Below are 23,870 nucleotides of genomic sequence, written 5' to 3'. Positions count from 1 at the left end.
GGCGTTGGTCTTGCGAAGGCGCATAAAACGTTCACAACACGGTGATGACGATCATTCCTTCCATCGACGGCGCCTCGTGAGCGCGCAGCCCCGCACGATCCTGATCGCGAGCGTCGCCACCGCCGCGCTCGCCGGGCTGTTGTTCGGTTTCGATACCGCGGTGATTGCCGGCGTCACCGGCGCGCTGAAGGCGAAGTTCGCGCTGAGCGAGGCGTGGCTCGGCTTCACCGTCTCGTCCGCGCTTTGGGGTACGCTGATCGGCGCGTTGTTCGTGGGATCGCTCGGCGATCGCTACGGCAGCCGAAACGTCCTGCGGATGCTCGCCTTTCTCTACGTCGTCACCGCGCTCGGCTGTGCACTGGCGTGGAACTGGCACAGCTTCATCGGCTTCCGCTTCATCAACGGCATCGCGATCGGCGGCTCGTCGGTGCTCGCGCCCGCCTATATCGCCGAACTGGCACCGCCTGCCCAGCGAGGGAAAATGGTCGGCGGGTTCCAGTTCGCCGTCATCCTCGGCATCCTGCTCGCCTATGTCTCGAACGCGGTCATCGGTTCGCTCGATCTCGGCGACGTCGAGTGGCGGTGGAAGCTCGGCATCGTCGCGGCGCCCTCGCTGGTGTTCTTCGCGCTCCTCTTCCGCATCCCCAATTCGCCGCGCTGGCTGCTCGCCAAGGGCCGCGACGTCGAGGCGAAGCAGGTGCTCGCGCTGGTCGGCATGAGCCCCGACGTCGCGCGCGCGGACCTTGATGCGCCGAAGGGCGATGCGTCGCTGTCCTGGACGCGCCACCGCAAGCCGATCACGCTCGCCTTCCTGGTCGCGATGTTCAACCAGTTCAGCGGCATCAACGCGTTCCTCTATTACCTGAACGACATCTTCAAGGCGTCCGGCGGCAGCCTCTCGCCCGATCTCCAGGCGGTGATGATCGGTGTCGCCAACATGGTCTTCACGCTGCTCGGCATGCTGCTGATCGACCGGATCGGCCGCCGCACGCTGCTGCTCTGGGGGTCGGCGGGCATGACCGCAGCGCTCACCGTCGGCGGGTTGGCGCTATTGGGAGTCCTGCCCAACTGGCTGCTGCTGCCGTCGCTGATCGTCTTCATCATGTTCTTCGCGCCGGGCTCGGGTGCGGTGATCTGGGTCTATATCTCGGAGGTCTTCCCGCAGAACGTCCGCGCGCGCGGATCGAGCATCGGTTCGTCGAGTCACTGGGGCTGGAACGCAGTGATCGCGCAGGTCTTCCCCGTAGCCGCTGCATGGTCGGCAGGCGCGCCGTTCCTGTTCTTCGCCGCGATGATGGCGGTCCAGTTCGTCACCGTGTTCCTGTACTTCCCCGAGACCAAGGGCGTGCCGCTGGAGGAGATGGAAGCGCATATGTCGCGATAAGCCGCGCTTGTGACGGAAGCACCGCCGAACCGGCACAATCCTGCGACAATTGCCGCCTAATCGGCATGCTCGATCATCGGGGTGGAACGGGTATGCGCAGTTTGGGTCTGGTTCTGGCAGTGAGCATGCCCGCAATGGTGGCCGCGCAACAGGCACCCTCGCGTCCCGCCGCCGCACCCGCCGCACAAGCGCCCGAGCAGGACGAGGGGCGCAGAATCCGAGGAGATCGTCGTCACAGGTTCGCGCAAACTCCCCGGCGCGGTGATCGGCGACATCCCACCCGACCAGACGCTGGGCCAGGCCGAGATCCGATCCTACGGCGTCAGCACCGTCTCCGACCTGCTCAACGAACTCAGTCCGCAGACCACCAGCGGTCGCGGCAGCGGCGGCGCGCCGGTCGTGCTGCTCAACGGCCGCCGCATCTCCAGCTTCAGCGAGATCCGCGACATCCCGACCGAGGCGATCCAGCGCGTCGAGATCCTCCCCCGAGGAGGTGGCGCTCAAATACGGCTACCGCGCCGACCAGAAAGTCGTGAACTTCGTCCTGCGCCGCCGCTTCCGCGCGGTTACCGCCGAGGCGGTCGACACGCAGGCGACCGAGGGTGGCGGCAACACCCCCAAGGGCTCGCTCGACATGCTCAACATCGCGCGCGATCGCCGGCTCAACCTGCACGTCGAATACACGTCGAGCGAGCCGCTCACCGAATCGCAGCGCGACATCCTCCAGCCTCAGCGCACCGCGAACAGCGCGCTCGGCGCGGACGGCAATGTCGTCGACCAGCGGCCGTTCCGCACGCTCCAGTCCGCGACCAGCACCTTCACCGCGAACAGCGTCTATGCGCGCAACATCTTCGGCAACATCGGCGCGACGATCAACGGCCGCCTCGAATCGACCGACAGCCGCAGCCTCAACGGCCTGCCCGTCGTCGCGCTGACGCCGTTCGGCAGCACCACGCCCGTCAATCGCGCGATCGAAGACGACGGCGTCCTGCCGCTGACCCAGCGCACCTCGTCGATCGCCGCGCATCTTGGAACCACGCTCAACGGCGATATCGGCACGTGGCGCTGGAACGTGACGGGCAATTACGACCGCAGCGACACGCAGACCTTCACCGAGACGGGCCTCGACGCGAGTGCCTTCAATGCCCGCATCCGCGCCGGCGATCCCACCGCGAACCCGTTCGGCCGCCTGAGCGCGAGCGACTTCGGTGCACTGCCAGGCAACCGCGCCTATGCGACGCAGAGCACCGGCGAACTTGACGCGGTCGCCAACGGCACGCTGTTCTCGCTACCCGCCGGCGCAGTCTCGACGACGATCAAGCTCGGTGCCGAAACCGCCGATTTCAAAAGTCGCTCGTATCGCACTATCGACCAGGTCGTGAGAGAGACCCCCGGACAGGTCTCGCGCGATACGGTCAACGGCCAGATCAACGTCGACGTCCCGCTCACCAGCCGCTCGAAGAACGTGCTGCCGTTCCTCGGCACGCTCTCGGCGAACTTCAACCTTGCCGAGGATCATCTCTCGGACTTCGGCACGCTGACCACGCTCGGCTACGGTGCGAACTGGTCGCCGATCGAGGGTGTGCGGGTGATCGCCTCGGTTACCGACACTGATGAGGCGCCGACTGCGCAGCAGCTCGGCAATCCACAGATCACCACGCCCAACGTCCGTGTGTTCGATTACGTGCGCGGCGAGACCGCGACCGTCACGACGATCAGCGGCGGCAACCCCGGGCTGGTCGCGGACAACAACCACGTCAAGAAAGTCGGGCTGACCCTGAAGCCCTGGTCCGCCAAGGACCTCTCGATCACCGCCAACTATGTCGAGAGCCGGGTCGACAACCCGATCGCGGCGTTCCCCGCCGTCACGGCGGCGATCGCGGACGCATTCCCCGATCGCTTTCGGCGCGATTTAGAGGGCAATTTGCTGCAGGTCGACCGCCGGCCAATCAATTTCGCGCGCAGCGATCGCTCCGAACTACGCTGGGGAATCAACTTCTCCGCGCCGCTCAAGTCGAAGATCCAGCGCGAGCTCGAGGCGTATCGTGCCGGCACCGGTCCCAACCCGTTCGAGGGTCTGCAACCGCCAGGTGGCTTCCGTCGTCCCGGTGGCGCAGGCGGCGACGGACCGCGCGGTGAGGGCGCACGCGGCGACGGTGCGCGTGCCGGTGGTCCCGGCGCTGGTGGTCCCGGCGGCGGAGCCGGCGGTGGACGTGGCTTCGGCGGACGCGGCGGCCAAGCCGGTGGCCGCATCCAGTTCGCGGTTTACCACACCTGGCATTTCACCGACCGCGTCCTCGTCGCAGACGGCGGCCCGAGCCTGAATTTGCTGAACGGCGACGCGATCGGCAACAGCGGCGGGCAGGCGCGTCACGAATTGGAGGCGCAGGCCGGCTACACCAACAACGGCCTCGGCGCGCGCATCTCCGCCAACTACGCAACCGGCACGCGCGTCAACGGCGGCACGATCGCCGCGCCCGAAACGCTCAACTTCGGCGGCCTCGCCACCGCCAATGCCCGCCTGTTCGCCGATCTCGGCCAACGGCTCGAATGGGTGAAGGCGCATCCATGGCTGCGCGGCATGCGCGTCAGCCTGTCGGTCGACAACGTCTTCAATACCCGCCAGCGCGTCACCGATGCGACCGGCACGGTGCCCAACACCTACCAGCCCGACTATCTCGACCCGCTCGGCCGCACCGTCCGCCTCAGCATCCGCAAGCTGTTCTTCTAACGGGGACGAGGTCGCCGCGCGTCACTGGCTCAGGCGGACCGACAGCCGGACCGTCCGCGGTGCCCCCGGGAAGATCCACACCGGGCTGTACGAACTCTGCGCGAACCGGGCGTCGAACAGATTGTCGGCCTCGGCGCGCACCGACAGACGCCGCGAGACCGCGTATTCGACCGCCGCCTTGGCCTTCACATAGTCGGGCAGGACGAGCCCGCTTGTATCGATCGCGCCCGCCCGCTTGCCTATGTAGCTGGCGCCAGCGCTGATCGATGGCCCGCGGCCCCCGTCGTCGAGGAAGCGCCCGATCGCGAACAATGTCGCGGCATGTTCGGGCACGTTCAACACGCGGTCGGTCGCGAAGATGCTGTCGTCGGTCCGCGCGCGCGTCCACGCATAGTTCGCGACGACCTGCCAGCGCTTCGCCAGGCGCACCGACGCGTCGAACTCGATCCCCTTGCTCGACAGCTTGCCGACCGGCGCGAGGAAGTTCGGGTCGACCGGATCGTTGGTCAGGATGTCGCGCTTGGCGATGTCGAAATACGTCACCGCGACGTCGACGCCCGGCAGGGCGGCGGTCGCGCCGATCTCGTATCCCCTTGCCGCGTTCGGGTGAGAAGCCCTGGTTGTCGCGCCCCGTGCCCGAGTTGAGCAGGAAGCTCTCGCCCCAGTTCGCATGGACCGCAAAGACGTCGTTCAGCGCGTATCGGCCACCAAGTCGGAAGTTCACCGGCTCGTCGACCGTTCGCCCGACCACGCCGGTCCGGTTGTTGCGGATCTGCTGGCGATACGCATCGAAGCGGACGCCGCCGGTCAGCGTGAACCGATCGGTCACGTCCCACATGTCCTGCGCGTACAGCGTGGCGGACCGCCGCGTCTCGTCATTGTCCGTGAACGGCGCCAGTGGCAGCGCCTGCCCGCCGTACACCGGCGCGAACACGTCGATCGCATACGGGTTGGCCGCAGTCGGGTTCCGCCGCAACAGCCCCTCGTGATAGTCGAGCGTATAGCCCTTCACGCCGACGCTGGCACGGTGCGCGCCGAACCGTCCGGTCAGTTCCAGCCGCGCGGACAGATCGTCGACGGTGTAGTCGCGCGCACGTCGCTGGCGCCACAGCGTCTGGCCGCCGACGAGCCGCGACTGGTCGGACGAGAACCCGCGCAGCGATCCCGTCCGCCAGGCCACGCCGCCGTTGAGCGAGATGCGGTCGTCGAGCCGCGCCTCGCCAGTCAGCTGATGACGCTTGTTGCGAAACCGCGTGATGCCGTCGCCGGGCTCGCCGTAGAAGCGCGACCGTGGCAGCGCGTTGGCGTCGCCGCCGATCGCCGGGATGCCGCGATCGAACGGCGCATCGAACCGCGTGATCTCGCCGACATAGGTCAGCCGAAGGCCATCGCGCGGCGCCCAGGTCAGCGAGGGGCGCGACGACGCGGCGGCGCAACGGCACGAAATCGCGCCAGCCATCGCTGTCCTCGGTGGCGACGACGATCCGCGCCGCGATCGTGTCGGACAGCGGACCCGTCGCGTCGATCTCGACCCGGCGCGTGTCGAACGAGCCATAGGTGAACGTCGCGGTCGTGCCCGGCGTGAAGCGCGGCGTCTTGCTGACGATGTTGACGCGGCCGCCCGGATCGATGTCGCCGAACAGCGCGCCGGCCGGGCCCTTCAACACCTCGATCCGCTCGGTCGTCGCCGGATCGCGGGGCGGCGCGAGGCCACGATTGGCGAGGAACCCGTCGACATAATATTCGGCGCCGCCGTCGGGCGTGCCGAGGAAACCGCGGATCGCGAAATTGTCGAGAAAGCCGCCGCGGTTGTTCTGGTTGCTGACGCCGCTGACGAGTTCGAGCGCGTCGCCGAGCCGGTACGTCCCCGCCGCGGTGAGCAGGTCGCGTTCGAGCGAGCGGCTGGATTGCGACATGCGTTCGGTGGCGAGGTCCGACGACAGGGTGCGATCCGCCCGTGTGCTGCGCGTGCCGAGAACGACGATCGTCTCGGCCTCGCCATCGGCCCGTCGTTCCTCGCGCTCCGGCTCGCGGTCGGTCTTGTCCTGCGCTTCGGCGGTAACGGGGCAGGCGAGCAGCAGAAAAATGCTCGCGAAGGCGATCGATCGTGGACGCGTCGACAAAAAATGTTGCCTTCTCTGTGATGATGTAACATCGCGATTGGCGGAGGTGCTTCGATCTTGTCAACCGTTTTCAGTCCGATACCCGGCGTCGCCGGAACGCCAGCCTCGGCGTCCGATACCCATGCGCAAGCTCCGGCGGGCGCGCAGGCCAAGCGGTCGCGGATCGTCTCGGTCGATGCGCTGCGCGGGTTCGTCATGCTGCTGATGCTCGTCGATCACACCCGCGAACTCTTTTATTACCACATGCAGGTGAGCGACCCGATGGCGTTGCCGGCGACGCCGCCGTCCCTGTTCTTCACGCGGCTCACGGCGCATCTGTGCGCGCCCGTTTTCGTGTTGCTGACCGGGCTCGCGGCATCGTTGTACGCGGACTCGCGCGGCGAAGATGCTGGCAGCGGCAGGGCAGCGGTGTCGTCGTTCCTGCTGAAGCGCGGGCTGTTTCTCGTCGCGCTCGAAGTGACGGTCGTCAATTTCGCCTGGTCGTTCGATCCCGCCCCCGCAATCGTCTATCTCCAGGTGATCTGGGTGATCGGGCTGGCGATGATCGCCCTGGCGGCACTGGTCCATCTTCCGCGCATCGCCGTGCTCGTCCTCGGGCTGGCGATCGTGCTGGGCCACAATCTGCTCGATCCGATCATTTTCACACCCGACCAGCCGGGCTATGTCGCCTGGAGCATGCTGCACGACCGCGGGTTCATCGACCTGCCGTTCGGCGCGCGGGCGCGCACGTCCTACCCGTTGCTGCCCTGGATCGGCGTGATCGCGCTCGGCTGGTCGATCGGGCCGTGGTTCGCGCGGCAAATCGACCGCGATGTTCGTCGTCGCCGCCTGATGGTGACCGGCGCTGCGGCGCTCGCGTTGTTCGCGGTACTGCGCGCGCTCAACGGCTACGGCGAACCGCTGCCGTGGCAGGTTGGCACGACGCCGCTCGCGACGATCATGAGCGTTCTCAACCTCACCAAATATCCGCCGTCCGCGGACTTCATCCTGCTCACGCTCGGCATCGGCATGCTGCTTCTGGCGGCGTTCGAGCGCACATCGGCGCGGCTGAACGGCGTGCTCGTGGTGTTCGGATCGGCGCCGTTGTTCTTCTACATCCTGCACCTCTTCCTGCTCCACGGCGTGAACAGCCTGACCGGTGCGGTGACGGGCGGTGCGATCAAGGGGCTGGTCAGCGTTCCGAACGTCGCCTCGATCTGGCTCGTTGCCGCCGCCGCTGCCGTGCCCTGCTGGTTCGCGTGCCGGTGGTTCGGGCGGTTCAAACGGACCCATACCGGCTGGTGGTGGCGATACCTGTGAGCCGTCCCGGCGTACCAGCGCGGATCGCCTCGAAACTCGACGTATCTATCTGTTGCCCGGCGACAAAGCGTGGCTATGCTGCGACGATATCATTCTGAAACACGGGGTAATGTTCGCATATGGCTTTGAAAATGACCGCGCTTGCCGGCGTCGCCGCAATTGCTCTCGTCTCGCCCGCATTCGGTCAGGGCCAGCGCACAGCAACTCCCGCGGCAAAGCCTGCGCCGGTTGCCGATCTCGTCAAGTCGGTCGACATTCCCTACCAGCAGTTCACGCTGAAGAACGGCCTGCGCGTCGTCGTGCACACCGATCGCAAGGCGCCAGTGGTGGCCGTGTCGGTCTGGTACAACGTCGGCTCGAAGTTCGAGCCCAAGGGCAAGACCGGCTTCGCGCATCTGTTCGAGCATCTGATGTTCAACGGCTCCGAGAACGCACCCGGCGACTTCTTCGAACCGCTGAAGCAGGTCGGCGCGACCGACTTCAACGGCACCACCTATTTCGATCGCACCAATTACTTCGAGACCGTGCCGACCGCGGCACTCGATCGCGCGCTGTTCCTCGAATCCGACCGCATGGGCTATCTCACCGGCGCGATCACGCAGGGCGTGCTCGACGAGCAGCGCGGCGTGGTCCAGAACGAGAAGCGCCAGGGCGACAACCAGCCCTACGGCCTGACCCAGTACAAGATCACCGAGGGGCTGTTCCCCGCGGATCACCCGTACGGCCACACCACGATCGGCTCGATGGCGGATCTCGATGCCGCCTCGCTGCAGACGGTGAAGGACTGGTTCAAGGATCATTACGGCCCGAACAACGCGGTGCTGGTACTCGCCGGCGACGTCGATGCGGCGACCGCCAAGCGGCTCGCGGAGAAGTATTTCGGCGGCATCCCGAAGGGCCCCGAGAGCATCGTTCCGCCCGCGCCGATCCCGACCCTGCCGGCGCCGGTCAGCGAGACGATCAAGGACCGCGTCGCCGCCGTCATGGTCAGCCGCAACTGGGTGGTGCCCGGCCTGAACGACAAGGACGGCACCGCGCTCGACGTCGCGGCGGGCGTGCTCGGCGGCCTCGCCAGCAGCCGGTTCGACACCGCGCTGGTCAAGAAGGAGAAGCTCGTCGTCAGCATCTCCGCCTATAACCGCAGCTTCAGCCAGCTCGGCATGTTCGGCATCCGCGCGATCGTCCGGCAGGGCGTCGACCCCGCGCTCGTGTCGAAGCGGATCGACGAGATCATGGCGGACTTCATCAAGAACGGGCCGACCGCCGACGAGGTCAGCCGCGTCGCGACGACGACCGCGGCCAGCACGATGGAGGGACTGGAGTCCGTCGGCGGGTTCGGCGGCAAGGCGGTGACGCTGGCCGAGGGCGCGCTGTATTCGAACGATCCGGGCTTCTACAAGAAACAGCTGTTGCAGCTTGCAGCCGAAACGCCCGCGAGCGTGAAGGCCGCCGCGGCGAAGTGGCTGTCGCGCCCGGCCTATTCGCTGACCGTCGTGCCCGGACCGCGCGATGCCTATGCCAACGCGGTCGTGCCGCCCAAGGTCGATGTGCCGCCCGCCGCGGACGTGCCGTTCAAAGGCACGCGCGGGCCGCTGCCCGGCGTCGGCACCGTTGCCGGCCTCAGCTTCCCGGCGGTCCAGCGTACCCGCCTCGCGAACGGTATCGAGCTGGTCTACGCACAGCGCACGGCAGTACCCGTCACGCAGGCGGTGCTCAGCTTCGATGCGGGCGTCGCGGCGGACGTCCCCGGCAAGCTGGGTACGCAGCAACTGACGCTGTCGATGATGGACGAGGGCACGCCGACCCGCGATTCGGTCGCGCTCGCCGAAGCCAAGGAGCGGCTGGGGGCGGAAATCGGTACGGGTGCGTCGAACGACCGGACCTTCCTGTCGCTGCAGGTGCCGAGCGCGAACCTCGCGCCTGCGGTCGACCTGCTCGCCGACATCGCGCAGAACCCGGCCTTCGCCGATGCCGAGGTCGCGCGCGTCAAGAACCAGCAACTCGCGCAGATCGCGCAGGAACTGACCAGCCCGCAGGGGGCTGGCGACGCGCGTCCTGCCGCCGCTGCTCGGGCCGAACTCGCCCTATGCCAAGGCGCAGGGCAGTGGTGATCCGCAGGCGGTGGCGGCGCTGACCCGTGCCGATCTGGTCGCGTTCCAGCTGGCGTGGCTGCGGCCGGACAAGGCGAAGATCTTCGTCGTCAGCGATCGTCCGCTCGCCGAGGTGAAGGCGGCGCTCGATGCGCGCTTCGGAACATGGCGGCCGACCGGCGCGGCGGGCGTGAAGGCGTTCCCCGCGACCGTGACGCCGTCCGCGCCGAAGATCGTGCTGATCGACCGGCCGGACAGCCCGCAGTCGCTGATCATCGCAGGCGTTCCGACCGGGCTGAAGGGCACGCAGGACCTGTTGCCGATCGCAACCGCGAACGATGCGCTCGGCGGCAGCTTCCTCGGCCGCGTCAACATGGACCTGCGCGAGAGCAAGCACTGGTCCTACGGCGTCTCGGGTCGCTTCCAGCAGTCGGAAAACGCCGCGCCGTACATCCTGTCGGCACCGGTGCAGGCGGACCAGACCGGCCCGTCGATCGCCGCACTGCGCAGCGATATTGGCGGGTTCCTCGGCAAGGAGCCGATGACCCAGGCAGAGTTCGATCGTGCGATAAACGGCGCGATCCGCTCGCTTTCGGGTAATTTCGAGACGTCGGACGCGGTTCTGGGGGCGATGCAGCAGAACGATCTGCTCAAGCGGCCCGACAATTACTACGCGACGATCACGCAGCGATACCAGGGCCTTAACCTGCCGCAACTCAACACCGCGATCCAGCAGGCGCTCGACCCGAAGAAGACGATCTGGGTCGTGGTCGGCGATGCGAAGACGGTGCGCCCGCAGCTTGACAGCATCGGCCTCCCGGTCGAGGTCATTCCCGCGGCGTCGGTAGCCGGCGCCAAATGATTTCAGGAGAGAGAGCAATGGCAAACGTCGATGGCAGCTGGGATTGCGTAGTCAAGTCGCCGCTGGGCGACCAGAAGATGACGCTGACCGTGAACAGCACCGGTAGCACCTTCACCGGTGCGGTGTCGGGCGCGATGGGCGGCATGGACGTCACCGGTGACGTCGATGGCGACACGATCACCTGGAAGCAAAGCATGACCGTGCCGATGCCGATGACGCTCGACTGCAAGGCGACCGTCGAGGACGACGTTCTCAAGGGCAGCGTCGCGGCCGGCGCCTTTGGCAGCTTCCCGCTGACCGGCACGCGGACGGCCTGATCGCCTGAATTGCTACGAGAGGGGCTCGTCTTTCCACACGGAAAGGCGGGCCTTTTTCTTTTTCAGTCCGGGAGGGAAGGAAGAAGAAAATGAAATCCACGACCCGTCTGTTTGCCGCCTGCGCGCTCGCCGCGCTGGCTACCGCGACAACCACCCCCCGCGACCGCACAGAATTACGACGAACGCCCCGCGAAGATGGCGCCGCGCGACGTCGGCTACGACTATGTGCGCAAGGTCGTCGAGATCCCGATGCGCGACGGGGTCAAGCTCCACACCGTCATCATCGTGCCGAAGGGCGCGAAGGACGCGGGCATCCTGATGACGCGCACGCCCTATGATGCCGACGGCCAGACCAAGGTCGACAGCGGCACCTATGCCGGCATCCTCGAACACGGCGACGGCGCGGGCGACGTGATCGCCGCGGCGGGCTATATCCGCGTGATCCAGGACGTCCGCGGGATGCACGCTTCGGAGGGCATCTACATGATGAACCCCGCGCGCGCCGGGACTGCGCAGAACCCGACCAAGACCGACGATTCGACCGACACCTACGACACGATCGATTGGCTGGTGAAGCACGTCCCCGAATCGAACGGCCGCGTGGGCATCAGCGGGATCAGCTATGACGGCTTCCTGCCGCTGATGGCGCTGATCAATCCGCATCCGGCGCTGAAGGTCTCGGTGCCGATGAACCCGATGGTCGATGGCTGGCGCGGCGACGACTGGTTCCACAACGGCGCCTTCCGCGAGGGCATGATGCCTTACGTCCTCGGCCAGGAGGCGACCAAGGACGCCGGCACGCCGTGGATCACCGACACCGCCGACGATTACGACTATTACCTCAAGGGCGGCTCGGCCGGCGCGATCGGCAAGGCGCAAGGACTGGAGCAGCTCGGCTTCTGGCGCAAGATCACGCAGCATCCCGCCTATGATTCGTTCTGGTCGACCCAGGCGATGGACACCGTGCTCGCCGGCCAGCCGCTCAAGGTACCGACGCTGATCGTCGGCGGCCTGTGGGATCAGGAGGACATCTACGGTGCGCCCGCTGTCTATCGCGCGCTGGAGCCCAAGGACACCGCCAACGACATGGTCTATCTGTCGATGGGCCCCTGGTATCACGGCCAAGAGGTACGCGACGGCAGTGCGCTGGGCGCGATCAAATGGGATGCCGACACCGCCAAATGGTGGCGCTGGCACGTCCTCGCACCGTTCCTGGCGCATTATTTGGAGAGCGACCAGCCGGCGATGGACGTCGCGCCCGTGACGATGTTCCAGTCGGGCCGCAACGAATGGCAGAGGCTCGACAAGTGGCCGACCGCATCCGCGGCTGGCACGCCGCTATACCTCAAGCCCGGTGGCGCGCTCGGCTTCCAGGCGGCTGGCGGCGCGGCGACGACCGCGGACTATATCTCCGATCCGGCCACGCCGGTCAGCTACCGCGTGCGCCCGACGCTGCCGACCTATGCGAGCGGATCGACCTGGAAACAGTGGCTGGTCGACGACCAGCGCGCCGTTTCCGGCCGTCCCGACGTGCTGACCTTCACCACCGACGCGCTTACCACGCCGACCACGATCGCGGGCGTGCCGGAGGTGAACCTCACCGCCTCGACCAGCGGCACCGACAGCGACTGGGTGGTGAAGCTCATCGACGTGTATCCGGACGTTTATCCCGGCGACAAGGCGATGGCGGGGTATCAATTGTCGGTCGCGATGGACATTTTCCGCGGCCGCTATCGTGAGAGCCTGGCCGTGGCCAAGCCGATCGCGGCGAACGTGCCATTGAAATACAAGTTCGCGCTGCCGACCACCAACCATGTCTTCCTGCCGGGTCACAAGATCATGGTGCAGGTCCAGTCGAGCTGGTTCCCGCTCTACGATCGCAACCCGCAGACCTTCGTCCCGAACATCTTCTTCGCGCAACCCAAGGATTACGTGAAGGCGACGCAGAAGGTGACGGTCGCCGGACCCGACGAAAGTTACATCAGCCTTCCGCTAATACGTTGATTAGTCTTGCATCATCCCGGACACGTGCCGGGATGATGTAAGGAAAAACATCGCCCTGCATCCATCGTAATGTGGCAGCGTAACTGGTTCTTAGGAGGCCGTGGATCATAGGTCTGCGGCACAACAGACCGGATCGCCGATGAAACGCCTCCCCCTGATCGCGCCGAACCCGCCGCGGCTGAGCGAGCACCTCGATGCGCTGCGCCGTGTCGAGGCGTCGGGCGTGTTCAGCAACAACGGCCCCGAGGTTCGCGCGTTCGAGGCCGGCGTCACCGATAAACTCTTCGGCGGCCACGGCGCCAGCCTCGCCGTCGGCAATGCCACGCTCGGGCTGATGCTCGCGATCCGCCACGCGTCGGGGATGCGGACCGGCGGGCTGAACCCGAAACAGGGCACGCTCGCGCTGATGCCCGCGCTCACCTTCGCCGCGACCGCGCAGGCGGCGGCATGGGCGGGGCTGACGCCGCTGGTATGCGACATCGACGCAAACGACTGGGGCGCGTGCGCGCTGGAGGAGGAGCGGCTGCTCCAACGCCACGGCGAGCGGATCGGCGTGGTCGTGCCCTATGCAACGTTCGGCAACGCGATCGACCTCGACCGCTACGTGCATTTCCAGCGGCGCTACGGCGTCGGAATCGTGATCGATGCGGCCTCGTCGCTCGGCACTCTCGACGATTCGGGGCTCGGGTTCGGCGCGCGCGCGCCGTTCGCGGTCGTCCATTCGATGCACGCGACAAAGACGTTCGCGGTGGGTGAGGGCGGCCTGATCCACAGCGGTGACGTCGACCTGATCGCGACGCTGCGGTCGATGGGCAATTTCGGGTTCGAGGGCAGCCGCAACGCCACGCTGCCCGGTATCAACGCCAAGCTGCCCGAGATCACCGCGATCATGGCGCAGACCAAGCTGGCCGAGATCGATGGAATCGCCGACCACCGCGCCGTGCTCGAGGAAACCTACCGCGCCACGCTCCCCGATTTCCAGTTCCAGGCGGTATCGGGCCGGCGTCGCTCGATGCAATTCATGCCGGTGCTGCTCCCCGAGCACATCGCCCACCACCGCGACGCGATCGTCGAGGCGATCGAGGCGGACGGCGTCGGTTGCGGCCGCTATTTCAGCCCGCATCTCGGCGAGCAGCCCTGGTTCCAGGCGACCGCGATGATCGAGCCGACCCCGGTCGCCGACAAGATCGCCGGGCGGATGCTGTCGCTCCCGATCACCGATGCGATGTCGGTCGCAGACGCGCGACGTGCCGCGGAAGCGCTCGCCAACGCGTGTGCGGCGATCGTCCGGCCGCTCGACCGGCGTGCGTCGGTGCGCGGTGCGAACGGCAAGATCGCCTCGGTCATCGTGATCGGCGGCGGCCCCGCGGGGACGGCGATGCTGACGTCGGCGACCAAGCGCGGCCTGCTCCCCGATCTCGCGGCGTCGGGGTTGATGGTGATCGAGCGCGGCAATGCGATCGGCGGCGGGCGGCTCGGTCGCTATGCGATCACCTCCGACTCGACCGCGCAGACGTTCCTGACCGCGGTGCGCGACAATGTGCATCCCGAACTCGCGCGGCTGGTCGATCACCCCGCCGGACGCGCGGTTGCGGCGCATGAGGGGCGCGCTGGGCGTGCCGTTGACCGAGGTCGGGCCGCTGTTGCGCGCGACCGGTGACCGGCTGACCGATATCGTTCGCGGCAATGGCGGCGTCGTGCTGACCGGGCACGAGGCACTGGGCGCGAAACGCGTCGGCGACGGCCTGTGGAGCGTACAGGTCCGCCGCCTCGCCGATGGCCATGTCTTCGAGCAGCTCGCGCGCAACATCGTCGTCGCGACGGGCGGTCACCAGCCGCTCGACCGGCTCGCCACGCAGCGGGTCGCGGGCGCCGGCCTGATGGAGTTGGCGAGCGGACGCCTGCTCCAGTCCGACGACGTGCTGACGACCGGCGGGTTCGAGAAGGTTGCCGATATCCTGACCGGCAAGCGCGCGCCGAAGATCGCGGTGATCGGCGGTTCGACCAGCGCGCTGACCACGATCGCGCTGTTGCTGAAGAGCCAGCCTCCGCTGCCGTTGGGGGCCGGGGCGATCACGCTCCTGCACCGCAAGCCGCTCCGCCCCTTCTATCATTCGGTCGAGGCCGCGCATGCCGAGGGGTTCACCGATTTCGGCGCCGACGACATCTGTCCGGTGTCGGGGTTCGTCTACCGCCTCGCCGGTTTCCGCCTCGAAGCGCGCGACCTCGTGCTGCGGATGCTCGGTATAGACGGCCGCGTACCCGATCCCCGCGTGGCGCTGCACCGGATCACGGGCGACGACGATGCGGTCGCACGGGCGGCAATCGCGGAAGCCGACCTCGTCATCGCGGCGCTAGGCTATCGACCGATCGCGATGCCGATCGCCGACCGCGACGGCGCGCAGATACCGCTGGCCGCGCATGACGGAAAGCCGATGGTCGACCGCCACTGCCGCATCGTCGACGATCAGGGCGCACCGATCCCCGGCCTGTACGGGCTTGGCTTGGCCGCCGGCTTCGTGCCCTGGGGTGCTCTCGGTGGCGAATCCAGTTTCTCCGGGCAGGCCAATGGCTTATGGCTCTGGCAGAACGACGTGGGGTTGATGATAATCGATCAGGTGATGGCATCGAAGGCACTGGCAGCAGCGTGACGTCGGACGATCGAACGGGCGATCCCGTCGTGAGCCCCGCCGTTAGCCCCGTCGTCAGCGTGGTCATGGCCGCGTATAATGGCGCCGGGTTGATCGAGGAAACGCTCGCCAGCCTGCAAGCCCAGACCTTCACCGATTTCGAGGTGATCGTCGTCGACGACTGCTCGACCGACGACACGCGCGAGGTGGTGCGCGCCTGGCGCGATCCCCGCGTGCGACTGGTCCAGATGGCGAAGAACGGCGGCCCGGTGCTCGCCCGCAACCGCGGCTTCGCAGAAGCACGCGGCCGCTACATCGCCGCGCTCGACCATGACGATATCTGCCGCCCCGATCGCTTCGAGTGGCAAGTGGCGTATCTCGACGCGCATCCAAACACCGTCCTGCTGGGCACCGCCGCCGAACTGTTGACTGCCGGCGTGGTCGGCCCGTCCAGCTATGCGCCGACCACCACGCCCGCGCTGGTCGCATGGCTCACCTGTATCGAGAACCCGCTGGTCTGGTCGTCGACGATGATGCGGACCGAGGTGGCACGACAGCTCGACCCGGTGACCCGGCCAGAGCTCTTGTATGCCGAGGATTTCGACCTGTATCAGCGGATCCAGCATTTCGGCGCGATCGCGCGGCTGGACGAGGCGCTGGTGCTGTACCGCGTCCACCCCGGCGGCGTCTCGAAGCGGTTCGTCGATACGATGGAAGCCGCTTCGGTCCGCGTCCTGACCGAACGCTATGCCCGGCTGTTCGACGATCGCGCGGAGCGGATTGCGCGCCTGATCATGCTGCACAACATGGCCAAGCGCCCGGTCCCCGATCGCGCCGCGCTGGCGACACTGGGCAGCGCACTGAGCGTGATCCAGGCCGACTTCCTGGCGAGGCACGACTGTTCCGCGCATGACATCCGCCTGATCCGCTGGGAGACTGCACGGCGCTGGGGCGATATCGGCCGGGCAGGGGCTACGCGCCGGGACGGTCAGCCTGCAAGACGTGCTGGCCGTGCGCCCCGATCATCTCGGGCTCGGCTATGCCGGCGTCGAAGCGCTGTTGTGGTCGGGACTCATCGGCGGCGTCAGGCGCGCCCGCCGGAGGATGCAGCAGAGCCGCATGGCCCAGACCGCGGAGTAGCGCGGTCCGGGCCGGTATTTCAGACCTTGGCGGCGTAGATCATCCGACCGGCACCAAGCCGTGCGAACACCTGGTCCAGATCGCGCTCGCCGACGGCGAAGCACCCCTGGCTACGACCGAGCATGCCGTGGCTCTCGATCATGTCCTTGTTCGCATACCACGCCGAATGCACGACGATCGCACGATCGAGCGCGTTGTCGTTGGTCGGATCGAGACCGATCAGGCGCTGCGAGCGGCCATGCTTGCCGACATAATAATCGTCGGTGACGAACGCGCCCTCGGACGAGGCGTTCGAGCCGAAGCGGTTCGAGAAGCGCTCAAGATACCCGGTATGCGCCGGATCCGAGCCGCTGCCGTGCGCGACCAGCAACGACGTGCTGCGCCCGCTGGCGAGATCGATGAAGTGGAAGCGCGGCTTGCCCGACGGCGCCGCGAAATCGGCGATCGCGATGCGGTCGTGATGCTGGATGCGGCTGCCGTGACGGCTCAGCGACGCCATCGCCTGACGCAGCAGGTCGGGACGAACCACCTTGGGCGACGTCAGTGCAACCGTCGTGCGCGGCAGCGGTGGCTGCGTCATCGGCTTCAAATCACGTGCGGTCAGCGGACGTCCGAGACGCGTCGTCGCCGACACCGCCCCCGGCACCACCAAAGCCCCCGCCAATACCAAACCATTCTTCAGAAGCGCGCGTCGTTCGCGCACAAGACTTTGCTCGTCGTGCATCGATTTTCCCGAAATTGCCCCGTTTCTTGGAACATCCTATAGCCGATTTTCCGTGAATATTCTGCAACCATTTCCACTGGTTGTGGGTCCGTTCCCTCAAACTACCCCGGCTTGGGGTCGGTTCGTCGACTCAATCCTCCGACGGCACGTTTTCGAGAATCGCGCGTTGGGCGAAAATATCGGGATTCGAGGACGGACGCGACGATGGGCAAGATGGCGAACGGGACGGCGCGGTCGTTCATGGCAATGGGGCTGACCTTTGCGATTCTGGTGGGCGCAAACCCCGCGCAGGCCGCATCGGCCGCCGCCATCGCCACGATGCCGATCGAACAGGCCGCGACCGAACTCTCGCCCAACCAGTTCGTCTGGAAGGACAATGGCTCCAGCGAGCCCGTCAGCGTCGTCGTCAGCCTGCAGGAGCAGCGCGCGTTCGTCTATCGCGGGTCGACGATGATCGCGGCGACCACGATCTCCAGCGGCAAGGATGGCAAGGATACGCCGGTCGGCACCTACCCGATCCTGCAGAAGAACGCGGTCCACAAGTCGAGCCTGTACGACGATGCGTCGATGCCGTTCATGCAGCGGCTGACCTGGGACGGCATCGCGATCCATGCAGGCCGCAACCCAGGTTTCCCCGCATCGCACGGCTGCATCCGCGTGCCGCTCGGTTTCGCCAAGCAGCTGTTCGGGGTGACCACGCTGGGGACGACGGTGACGGTGACGGACGATTTCGAGGGCGGCGTGATGCCGGAAGCGCCCGTCGCGGATCAGGAGACGGCGGTGGCGAACCTGCGCCAATCGATCTCGCTGGAGCAGTGATTGCCGATAGGGGAGGGCAGTAATCCCTTCCTTGTTCTCCCGCGAAGGCGGGAGCCCAGTCTGGGTCCCCGCCTTCGCGGGGAAACAATCTCTGATACAGATGTCGGCAGGTCAGGCCGCGATCGGAAGCCCCAGCTCGACCAACCGCGCGCGAAAATCCGCCGCGTCCGTAAACAGCACCGATTCGATCCCCAGCGCTCGCGCCGCCGCCACGTTCGCCGCATTGTCGTCGACGAACACAGCCTCCGCCGCCGCCAGCCCGAATCGCTCCAGCGCCAACCGATAGATCGGCGCATCGGGCTTCACCATCTTCTCCTCGCCCGACACGACGACGTCGCGGAACCGGTCGAACAGATGCGCTTCACGCGCACGGAAGGGTGGCCAGAACTCGTGGCTGAAGTTCGTGATCGCGAACAGCGGTACGCCGGCCGCGTCCAGCTCCTCGACGATCTCCTGCATCCCGGCGATTCGCGCACCGATGCTCTCGTTGAATAGCGGCCCCCCAGGCGGCGATCAGCTCGGCATGCTGAGGATGCAACGCGGCAAGCTCCGCCGAGGTGTCGGCGAAGTCGCGGCCAGCGTCGTGCTGGAAGTGCCAGTCGATCGTCACGACGTCGCGCAGGGAACGCGTCGAGCGCCCGATCGTCATCGATCAGGCGCTCGTACAGGATCCGGGGATCCCAGTCGTAAAGAACACGACCGACGTCGAAAATGACGGCGGTAATCAGGGCGTTAGCCCTGGCGTGCCTTGAAGCGACGGTTGGTCTTGTTGATGACGTAGGTACGGCCACGACGACGGATCACGCGGTTATCGCGGTGACGATCCTTGAGCGACTTCAGGGAATTGCGGATCTTCATGATCGATTCGCTTCTTTTCAAATCTAGGTGTGCGGAAAGACGGGATCGCCTAATGGCGGGGTGTGTCCAAGTCAAGCAACGGACACGCTCCTACCATCCGGGAACCCACTCGGCTGGTCGGAGCGTTACTATAGCGCAACATTCTAAGGAAGTCCCGATGGCGGTTCGTTCGATCCTGGTCCTGGCGCTGGCAAGCGCATCCCCTCACCGCGTGCGCGACCGGCCCGTCGCTGCCGCCGACCGAGGTGCTGCGCTATCATCTCGGCGAGCCGATCGACCGCGGCACCATCGCCGTCCAGCCGCTGACCGCCGGCGGCCCGGCCAGCATCGAGTTCAAGACCTACGCCGCCGCCGTGCAGGGTCAGTTGCTCCAGGCCGGCTACAGCGTCCCCGCGCCCGGGGCCAAGCCATTGCTGGTCGCCACCGTAGGCTTTACCCGCACCACGCAGGCAGGGCCGCCCAAGCAGTCGCCGATCAGCATCGGCATCGGTGGCGGCGGCTTCAGCGGTGGCGGTGGTCGTCGCGGCGGCGGCGGTGGCGTCGGGCTCGGCGGCGGGGTCGGCTTCCCGATCGGCGGCGGCGGCAGCACCGCGATCCTCGTCTCCGAGCTGTCGGTGACGATCAAGCGCAGCGCCGATCAGTCGCCCGTCTGGGAAGGCCGCGCCCAGTCGTTCGCCGATGCTCGCAAGGAGGATGCCCGGACCGATATCCAGGCCGACAAGCTCGCCCGCGCATTGTTCATGGGGTTCCCCGGCGAGTCCGGTCGCACTATCCAGGTGAAATGAACGCGCAAACCATGAGCCCGACCGTCAACGCAGCCTTTGATGGCGGCAACATCCGTGTTGTCGCCGTCGAGGGAGACCGGATCGATCTGGAGATCGTCACCGATTTCCAGTCCGATTTTTCCAGTGGTTCTATTTCCGCGTGGCGGGGGCGGCCGGCCGCACGTTGACCTACCGCATCCTGAATGCGGGCAAGTCGGCCTATCCGTTCGGTTGGCCGGGCTACAAGGCGCGCGCCAGCACCGATCGGCAGGCGTGGCGGATGATCGAGACACGCTATGAAAACGGCGTGCTCGAATTTGACTTCACCGCGGACACCGATCTCGCCTGGTTCGCGTATTTCGCGCCGTACACGATGGAGATGCACGAGGCTCTGGTGGCGCGCACGGCGTTGCTGCCGGGCGTCGCGCACCGCGAACTCGGCCAGTCGCTCGACGGGCAGGCGATCGACTGCTTCACGATCGGGGCGGGCCCGAAGCAGGTCTGGATCTACGGTCGCCAGCATCCCGGCGAATCGATGACCGAATGGTGGATGGAAGGCGCGCTGGAGCGGCTGACCGATCCGGCCGACCCGATTACGGCGGACCTGCTGGCGAAGGCGACCTTCAACGTCGTTCCCAACATGAACCCGGACGGCACGCGCCGCGGTCACTTGCGCACCAATGCCGTGGGCGTGAACCTCAACCGCGAATGGCACACGCCGACGCCCGAGAAGAGCCCGGAGGTCCTGTGCGTGCGCAACGCGATGGACCTGACCGGCGTCGACGTCGCGATGGACATCCACGGTGACGAGGCGATCCCTGCGAACTTCATCGCAGGCTTCGAGGGCATTCCCTCCTGGACCGACGCGCACGGCGAGAAATTCTACGAATACGGCCGTCGTCTCGCGGCGCACACGCCCGATTTCCAGACCGAGAAGGGCTATCCCAAGTCCGCCCCGGGCTCGGCCAACCTATCGATGTCGACCAACCAGCTCGCCGAACGCTTCGGCGCGGTGTCGATGACGCTGGAGATGCCGTTCAAGGATCACGACGCCAACGCCGATCCCGAATTCGGCTGGTCGCCCGAGCGGTCGAAACAGCTCGCGCATGCGATGCTAGAGACACTTGCCGCCATGATCGACGAAATCTGACCCGATAACAACGGCTTGGCACGGTCCGGAGGCTTGGGTCCAAGCGCTGCGGACCGTGCGTTGGCCTAACCTTATCCTAACTTTTGAACGCTCCCGTTCAGTCCCGCCATCCCAGGAGCCCGAATGCCGACCCTAGTCCTGATCCGCCACGGCCAGTCCACCTGGAACCTCGAGAACCGCTTCACCGGCTGGTGGGACGTCGACATGACCGCCAAGGGTGAGGCCGAGGCCAAGGCCGCGGGCGAGCTGATGGCCGCCAAGGGCCTCGACTTCGACCAGACCTTCGTCAGCCTCCAGACGCGGGCGATCAAGACGCTCAACATCGCGCTGGAGGCGATGGGGCGCCTCTGGCTCCCGGTCGAGAAGGACTGGCGCCTGAACGAGCGTCACTATGGCGGCCTCACCGGTCTCGACAAGGCCGAGACCGCGGCCAAGCACGGCGACGCGCAGGTCCATATCTGGCGCCGCAGCTTCGACGTCCCGCCGCCCGTGCTCGACGACGGCAGCGAGTTCGACCTCTCGAAGGACCGGCGTTACGACGGCATCGCGATCCCCAGGACTGAGAGCCTCAAGGACACCATCGCCCGCGTCCTCCCCTATTGGGACGAGCGGATCGCCCCCGCGCTGAAGGACGGCCAGCGCATCCTGATCTCCGCCCACGGCAACTCGCTGCGCGCGCTGGTCAAGCACCTCTCGAACATCCCCGACGACGAGATCACCAGCCTCGAGATCCCGACCGGCCAGCCGATCGTCTACGAACTCGACGCCGACCTGAACGCGACGGACCGCTACTACCTAAGCGAGCGCTGACACACCGTCCCTTGCTTCCCCCCTCCCTGGAAGGGAGGGGGCCGGGGTGGGTCGGCCGCTTGGTGACCACGACGTCCGACAACCGGCCAACCCACCCCCAACCCCTCCCCTTCCAGGGAGGGGAGCAGTGTACCAACAACATTGCTCAATCCCCCCCACGTCGCTAGGCACGGCGCTCCTTGAATCAGGGGGGCGATCGTGGCTCTAGTCGGCATCATCATGGGCAGCACCTCCGATTGGGAGACGATGCGCCACGCCGCCGAGACGCTCGACGCGCTCGACGTCGCCTACGAGACCAAGGTCGTCTCCGCGCACCGCACCCCCAACGCCTCTACGACTATGCGACCACCGCCGCCGATCGCGGCCTCAAGGTGGTGATCGCCGGTGCCGGCGGCGCGGCGCACCTCCCTGGCATGGCCGCCTCGATGACGCATCTCCCGGTGCTCGGCGTCCCCGTCGAATCGAAGGCGCTGAAGGGCATGGATAGCCTGCTCTCGATCGTCCAGATGCCCGGCGGCATCCCGGTCGGCACGCTGGCCATAGGCAAGCCCGGCGCGATCAACGCAGGCCTGCTCGCCGCCGCGATCCTCGCGACGTCCGACGATGCGCTGGCCGAACGCCTCAAAGCCTGGCGCGCCGCACAGACCGACGCCGTCGCCACCGACCCCGCTTGAAGACGATAGCCTGAAAGACGCTGACATGACGCCGCTTCCCCCGGATCGACCATCGGCATCCTCGGCGGAGGCCAGCTCGGCCGCATGCTCGCGACCGCCGCGGCGCAGCTCGGCTATCACACGCACGTCCTCGCGCCCGACCAAGAGAGCGTCGCCGCGCAGTCCGCCTCGACCATGACGCGCGCCGACTACCACAACCGCATCGTGCTCGCCGACTTCGCCGACGCCTGCGACGTGGTGACCTACGAGTTCGAGAACATCGCGGTCGAGCCGGTGGAATGGCTCGCAGACCGCGTCCCAGTCCACCCAAGCCCGCGCGCTCTCCGCGTCGCACAGGAACGCATCGGCGAAAAACGCTTCGTGGAGAGTGTCGGCGGCCGCCCGGCACCCTGGGCCGCGGTCGACAGCCTCGAAAACTTGCAGGCGGGCTTGACGGCGATAGGCACCCCCGCGATCCTCAAGACCGCCCGCTTCGGCTATGACGGCAAGGGCCAGGTGAAGATCGACGCTCCGGACGGCGCGCAAGCCGCCTGGGACACGATCGGCGGCCCCGCAGTGCTCGAAGCGTTCGTCCCGTTCGAGCACGAGTTCTCGATCCTGATCGCCCGCGGCCTCGACGGCGGCATCGCGCGCTACGATCCACCACTCAACGTCCACCACGACGCAATCCTCCGCCACTCGACCGTCCCCGCACCCGCCGCAGTACTGGCCCAGGCCGACGAAGCCGCCACGCTGGCCGAACGGATCGCCGCCGAACTCGACTATGTCGGCGTGCTGGCCTGTGAGTTCTTCGTCGGCGCCGACGGCCCGGTCTTCAACGAGATGGCCCCCCGCGTGCACAATTCCGGCCACTGGACGATCGAAGGCGCCGAATGCTCGCAATTCGAAAACCACATCCGCGCGATCTGCGGCCTGCCGCTCGGCGCAACGACGCTGACGGGGCGTGAGGCGACGATGGAGAACCTGATCGGCAACGACGCGGATCACTGGGCGGAGCTGCTTGGCGAGCCCGGCGCGCATCTCCACCTGTACGGCAAAGGCACCGCGCGGCCGGGGCGTAAGATGGGGCACGTTACGCGGATCGTCCGTTGAACCGAACTTGATGCCATCTTGATTGCATTGTTCGTCTCGATTGCCTCCCCCACCCGTTCGTCCCGAGTAGCCGTCGAGTAGTCGCGCAGGCGACGTATCGAGATGGTGTATCGAAGGACAGGTTGGCGCGCGGAACCCATGCTTCGATACGAGGCCCTCGATACGCTCCTTACGGAGCTACTCGGTCTCTACTCAGCACGAACGGGAGAGGGGAAACTTTGACCGTCGGCAGCGAGTGAAGCGCGCCGCTTCGACTAGGCTGATCTGGGTACACTCAACGCGATCGGTATAAGAAGAAGATGGTGCCCGGAGACGGGGTCGAACCGCCGACACTGCGATTTTCAGTCGCATGCTCTACCAACTGAGCTATCCGGGCACGTCCGGTCTGGGACCGGAGAA

General features: G+C 66.7%; 16 protein-coding genes, 1 tRNA gene and 6 pseudogenes. 15 read left to right on the top strand and 8 right to left on the bottom strand.

Going from position 1 to position 23,870, the window contains the following annotated elements; all coding sequences use genetic code 11:
• The first annotated feature begins 76 nt into the window (after window positions 1-76).
• On the top strand, window positions 77-1,384 hold the full coding sequence (locus NHF48_RS13425) for a sugar porter family MFS transporter (protein WP_253071397.1): 1,308 nt from the start codon (window positions 77-79) through the stop codon (window positions 1,382-1,384).
• A 314-nt stretch (window positions 1,385-1,698) separates the two neighbouring features.
• Here NHF48_RS13425 and NHF48_RS25160 read toward each other — a convergent pair whose 3' ends face one another.
• Window positions 1,699-1,833 (bottom strand): hypothetical protein, encoded by a 135-nt coding sequence (locus tag NHF48_RS25160; RefSeq protein ID WP_342454654.1) that lies wholly within the window; start codon window positions 1,831-1,833, stop codon window positions 1,699-1,701.
• Between the two features lie 44 nt (window positions 1,834-1,877).
• On the opposite strand from NHF48_RS25160, the gene NHF48_RS13420 reads away from it, so the two are divergent.
• Window positions 1,878-4,115 (top strand): TonB-dependent receptor, encoded by a 2,238-nt coding sequence (locus NHF48_RS13420; protein WP_342454653.1) that lies wholly within the window; start codon window positions 1,878-1,880, stop codon window positions 4,113-4,115.
• Window positions 4,116-4,136: 21 nt separating this feature from the next.
• Here NHF48_RS13420 and NHF48_RS13415 read toward each other — a convergent pair whose 3' ends face one another.
• From NHF48_RS13415 to NHF48_RS13405, 3 genes and pseudogenes are all read right to left on the bottom strand, one after another.
• Window positions 4,137-4,658 carry a TonB-dependent receptor domain-containing protein gene (locus NHF48_RS13415; protein ID WP_253071396.1) on the bottom strand — a complete coding sequence of 174 codons (522 nt, stop codon included), beginning with the start codon at window positions 4,656-4,658 and terminating at the stop codon, window positions 4,137-4,139.
• Between the two features lie 115 nt (window positions 4,659-4,773).
• A pseudogene (locus NHF48_RS13410) lies at window positions 4,774-5,574 on the bottom strand (TonB-dependent receptor domain-containing protein); the annotation flags it as partial.
• A gap of 217 nt (window positions 5,575-5,791) precedes the next feature.
• A pseudogene (locus NHF48_RS13405) lies at window positions 5,792-6,031 on the bottom strand (TonB-dependent receptor plug domain-containing protein); the annotation flags it as partial.
• A 264-nt stretch (window positions 6,032-6,295) separates the two neighbouring features.
• Here NHF48_RS13405 and NHF48_RS13400 point away from each other — a divergent pair.
• The 7 genes and pseudogenes from NHF48_RS13400 (at window position 6,296) to NHF48_RS13375 (ending at window position 16,618) form a co-directional block, all read left to right on the top strand.
• A complete protein-coding gene (locus NHF48_RS13400) occupies window positions 6,296-7,537 on the top strand; it encodes a DUF1624 domain-containing protein (protein WP_253071395.1) in 1,242 nt (413 codons plus the stop codon).
• 119 nt (window positions 7,538-7,656) lie between these two features.
• A pseudogene (locus tag NHF48_RS13395) lies at window positions 7,657-10,489 on the top strand (M16 family metallopeptidase).
• Between the two features lie 17 nt (window positions 10,490-10,506).
• Window positions 10,507-10,806, top strand: coding sequence for a hypothetical protein (locus NHF48_RS13390; protein WP_253071394.1), 300 nt, complete (start codon window positions 10,507-10,509; stop codon window positions 10,804-10,806).
• A gap of 195 nt (window positions 10,807-11,001) precedes the next feature.
• The gene (locus NHF48_RS13385) at window positions 11,002-12,810 is read left to right on the top strand and encodes a CocE/NonD family hydrolase (protein WP_263816892.1); all 1,809 of its coding nucleotides are present in this window, start codon (window positions 11,002-11,004) and stop codon (window positions 12,808-12,810) included.
• A gap of 139 nt (window positions 12,811-12,949) precedes the next feature.
• Window positions 12,950-14,470 (top strand): DegT/DnrJ/EryC1/StrS family aminotransferase, encoded by a 1,521-nt coding sequence (locus NHF48_RS25155; protein ID WP_342454652.1) that lies wholly within the window; start codon window positions 12,950-12,952, stop codon window positions 14,468-14,470.
• Window positions 14,409-15,461, top strand: coding sequence for a hypothetical protein (locus NHF48_RS25150; protein ID WP_342454651.1), 1,053 nt, complete (start codon window positions 14,409-14,411; stop codon window positions 15,459-15,461). The genes NHF48_RS25155 and NHF48_RS25150 overlap by 62 nt, the downstream gene beginning before the upstream one ends.
• 29 nt (window positions 15,462-15,490) lie before the next feature.
• On the top strand, window positions 15,491-16,618 hold the full coding sequence (locus NHF48_RS13375; protein ID WP_253071392.1) for a glycosyltransferase family 2 protein: 1,128 nt from the start codon (window positions 15,491-15,493) through the stop codon (window positions 16,616-16,618).
• Here NHF48_RS13375 and NHF48_RS13370 read toward each other — a convergent pair.
• On the bottom strand, window positions 16,600-17,304 hold the full coding sequence (locus NHF48_RS13370) for a murein L,D-transpeptidase catalytic domain family protein (protein ID WP_253071391.1): 705 nt from the start codon (window positions 17,302-17,304) through the stop codon (window positions 16,600-16,602). The two genes, NHF48_RS13375 and NHF48_RS13370, sit on opposite strands and share 19 nt — an antisense overlap.
• A 204-nt stretch (window positions 17,305-17,508) precedes the next feature.
• Between NHF48_RS13370 and NHF48_RS13365 the strand changes: the two genes are divergently transcribed.
• Window positions 17,509-18,123, top strand: a complete 615-nt coding sequence (locus NHF48_RS13365; RefSeq protein ID WP_263816891.1) for a L,D-transpeptidase family protein — start codon at window positions 17,509-17,511, stop codon at window positions 18,121-18,123.
• A gap of 111 nt (window positions 18,124-18,234) precedes the next feature.
• On the opposite strand, the pseudogene NHF48_RS13360 reads toward NHF48_RS13365, so the two are convergent.
• Window positions 18,235-18,851 (bottom strand): annotated as a pseudogene (locus NHF48_RS13360) (HAD-IA family hydrolase).
• 4 nt (window positions 18,852-18,855) lie between these two features.
• Entirely contained in the window at window positions 18,856-18,981 is a 126-nt protein-coding gene (ykgO, locus tag NHF48_RS13355) for a type B 50S ribosomal protein L36 (RefSeq protein ID WP_003046794.1), read from the bottom strand.
• 245 nt (window positions 18,982-19,226) lie between these two features.
• On the opposite strand from ykgO, the gene NHF48_RS13350 reads away from it, so the two are divergent.
• The 5 genes and pseudogenes from NHF48_RS13350 to NHF48_RS13330 all read left to right on the top strand — a co-directional run bounded on the left by NHF48_RS13350 (window position 19,227) and on the right by NHF48_RS13330 (window position 23,471).
• Complete coding sequence (locus NHF48_RS13350) at window positions 19,227-19,766, top strand: DUF4136 domain-containing protein (protein ID WP_253071389.1); 540 nt, start codon at window positions 19,227-19,229, stop codon at window positions 19,764-19,766.
• Window positions 19,767-19,777: 11 nt separating this feature from the next.
• A pseudogene (locus tag NHF48_RS13345) lies at window positions 19,778-20,895 on the top strand (M14 family metallopeptidase).
• 123 nt (window positions 20,896-21,018) lie between these two features.
• Window positions 21,019-21,705: a 2,3-diphosphoglycerate-dependent phosphoglycerate mutase gene (gene gpmA / locus NHF48_RS13340; protein WP_056052480.1), complete on the top strand. Its 687-nt coding sequence runs from the start codon at window positions 21,019-21,021 to the stop codon at window positions 21,703-21,705.
• 219 nt (window positions 21,706-21,924) lie between these two features.
• Window positions 21,925-22,379: pseudogene (gene purE / locus NHF48_RS13335) on the top strand (5-(carboxyamino)imidazole ribonucleotide mutase).
• Between the two features lie 84 nt (window positions 22,380-22,463).
• On the top strand, window positions 22,464-23,471 hold the full coding sequence (locus tag NHF48_RS13330) for a 5-(carboxyamino)imidazole ribonucleotide synthase (protein WP_253071388.1): 1,008 nt from the start codon (window positions 22,464-22,466) through the stop codon (window positions 23,469-23,471).
• 300 nt (window positions 23,472-23,771) lie between these two features.
• On the opposite strand, the gene NHF48_RS13325 is transcribed toward NHF48_RS13330, so the two are convergent.
• A tRNA-Phe gene (locus NHF48_RS13325) sits at window positions 23,772-23,847 on the bottom strand.
• Window positions 23,848-23,870 lie beyond the last annotated feature (23 nt).

Origin of the sequence: Sphingomonas sp. H160509 (assembly GCF_024124765.2) — a bacterium.
Lineage (GTDB): Bacteria > Pseudomonadota > Alphaproteobacteria > Sphingomonadales > Sphingomonadaceae > Sphingomonas.
This window is presented reverse-complemented; position numbering and strand designations above follow the sequence as displayed.

What these genes read in the sequence shown, in the direction of transcription:
- NHF48_RS13385 (WP_263816892.1), top strand. Translation starts at nt 11,002, where the DNA reads ATGGCGCCGCGCGACGTCGGCTACGACTATGTGCGCAAGGTCGTCGAG.
- NHF48_RS13370 (WP_253071391.1), bottom strand. Translation starts at nt 17,304, where the DNA reads ATGCACGACGAGCAAAGTCTTGTGCGCGAACGACGCGCGCTTCTGAAG.
- NHF48_RS13330 (WP_253071388.1), top strand. Translation starts at nt 22,464, where the DNA reads ATGCTCGCGACCGCCGCGGCGCAGCTCGGCTATCACACGCACGTCCTC.
- gpmA (WP_056052480.1), top strand. Translation starts at nt 21,019, where the DNA reads ATGCCGACCCTAGTCCTGATCCGCCACGGCCAGTCCACCTGGAACCTC.
- ykgO (WP_003046794.1), bottom strand. Translation starts at nt 18,981, where the DNA reads ATGAAGATCCGCAATTCCCTGAAGTCGCTCAAGGATCGTCACCGCGAT.
- NHF48_RS13365 (WP_263816891.1), top strand. Translation starts at nt 17,509, where the DNA reads ATGGGCAAGATGGCGAACGGGACGGCGCGGTCGTTCATGGCAATGGGG.
- NHF48_RS25155 (WP_342454652.1), top strand. Translation starts at nt 12,950, where the DNA reads ATGAAACGCCTCCCCCTGATCGCGCCGAACCCGCCGCGGCTGAGCGAG.
- NHF48_RS25150 (WP_342454651.1), top strand. Translation starts at nt 14,409, where the DNA reads ATGAGGGGCGCGCTGGGCGTGCCGTTGACCGAGGTCGGGCCGCTGTTG.
- NHF48_RS13390 (WP_253071394.1), top strand. Translation starts at nt 10,507, where the DNA reads ATGGCAAACGTCGATGGCAGCTGGGATTGCGTAGTCAAGTCGCCGCTG.
- NHF48_RS25160 (WP_342454654.1), bottom strand. Translation starts at nt 1,833, where the DNA reads ATGTCGCGGATCTCGCTGAAGCTGGAGATGCGGCGGCCGTTGAGCAGC.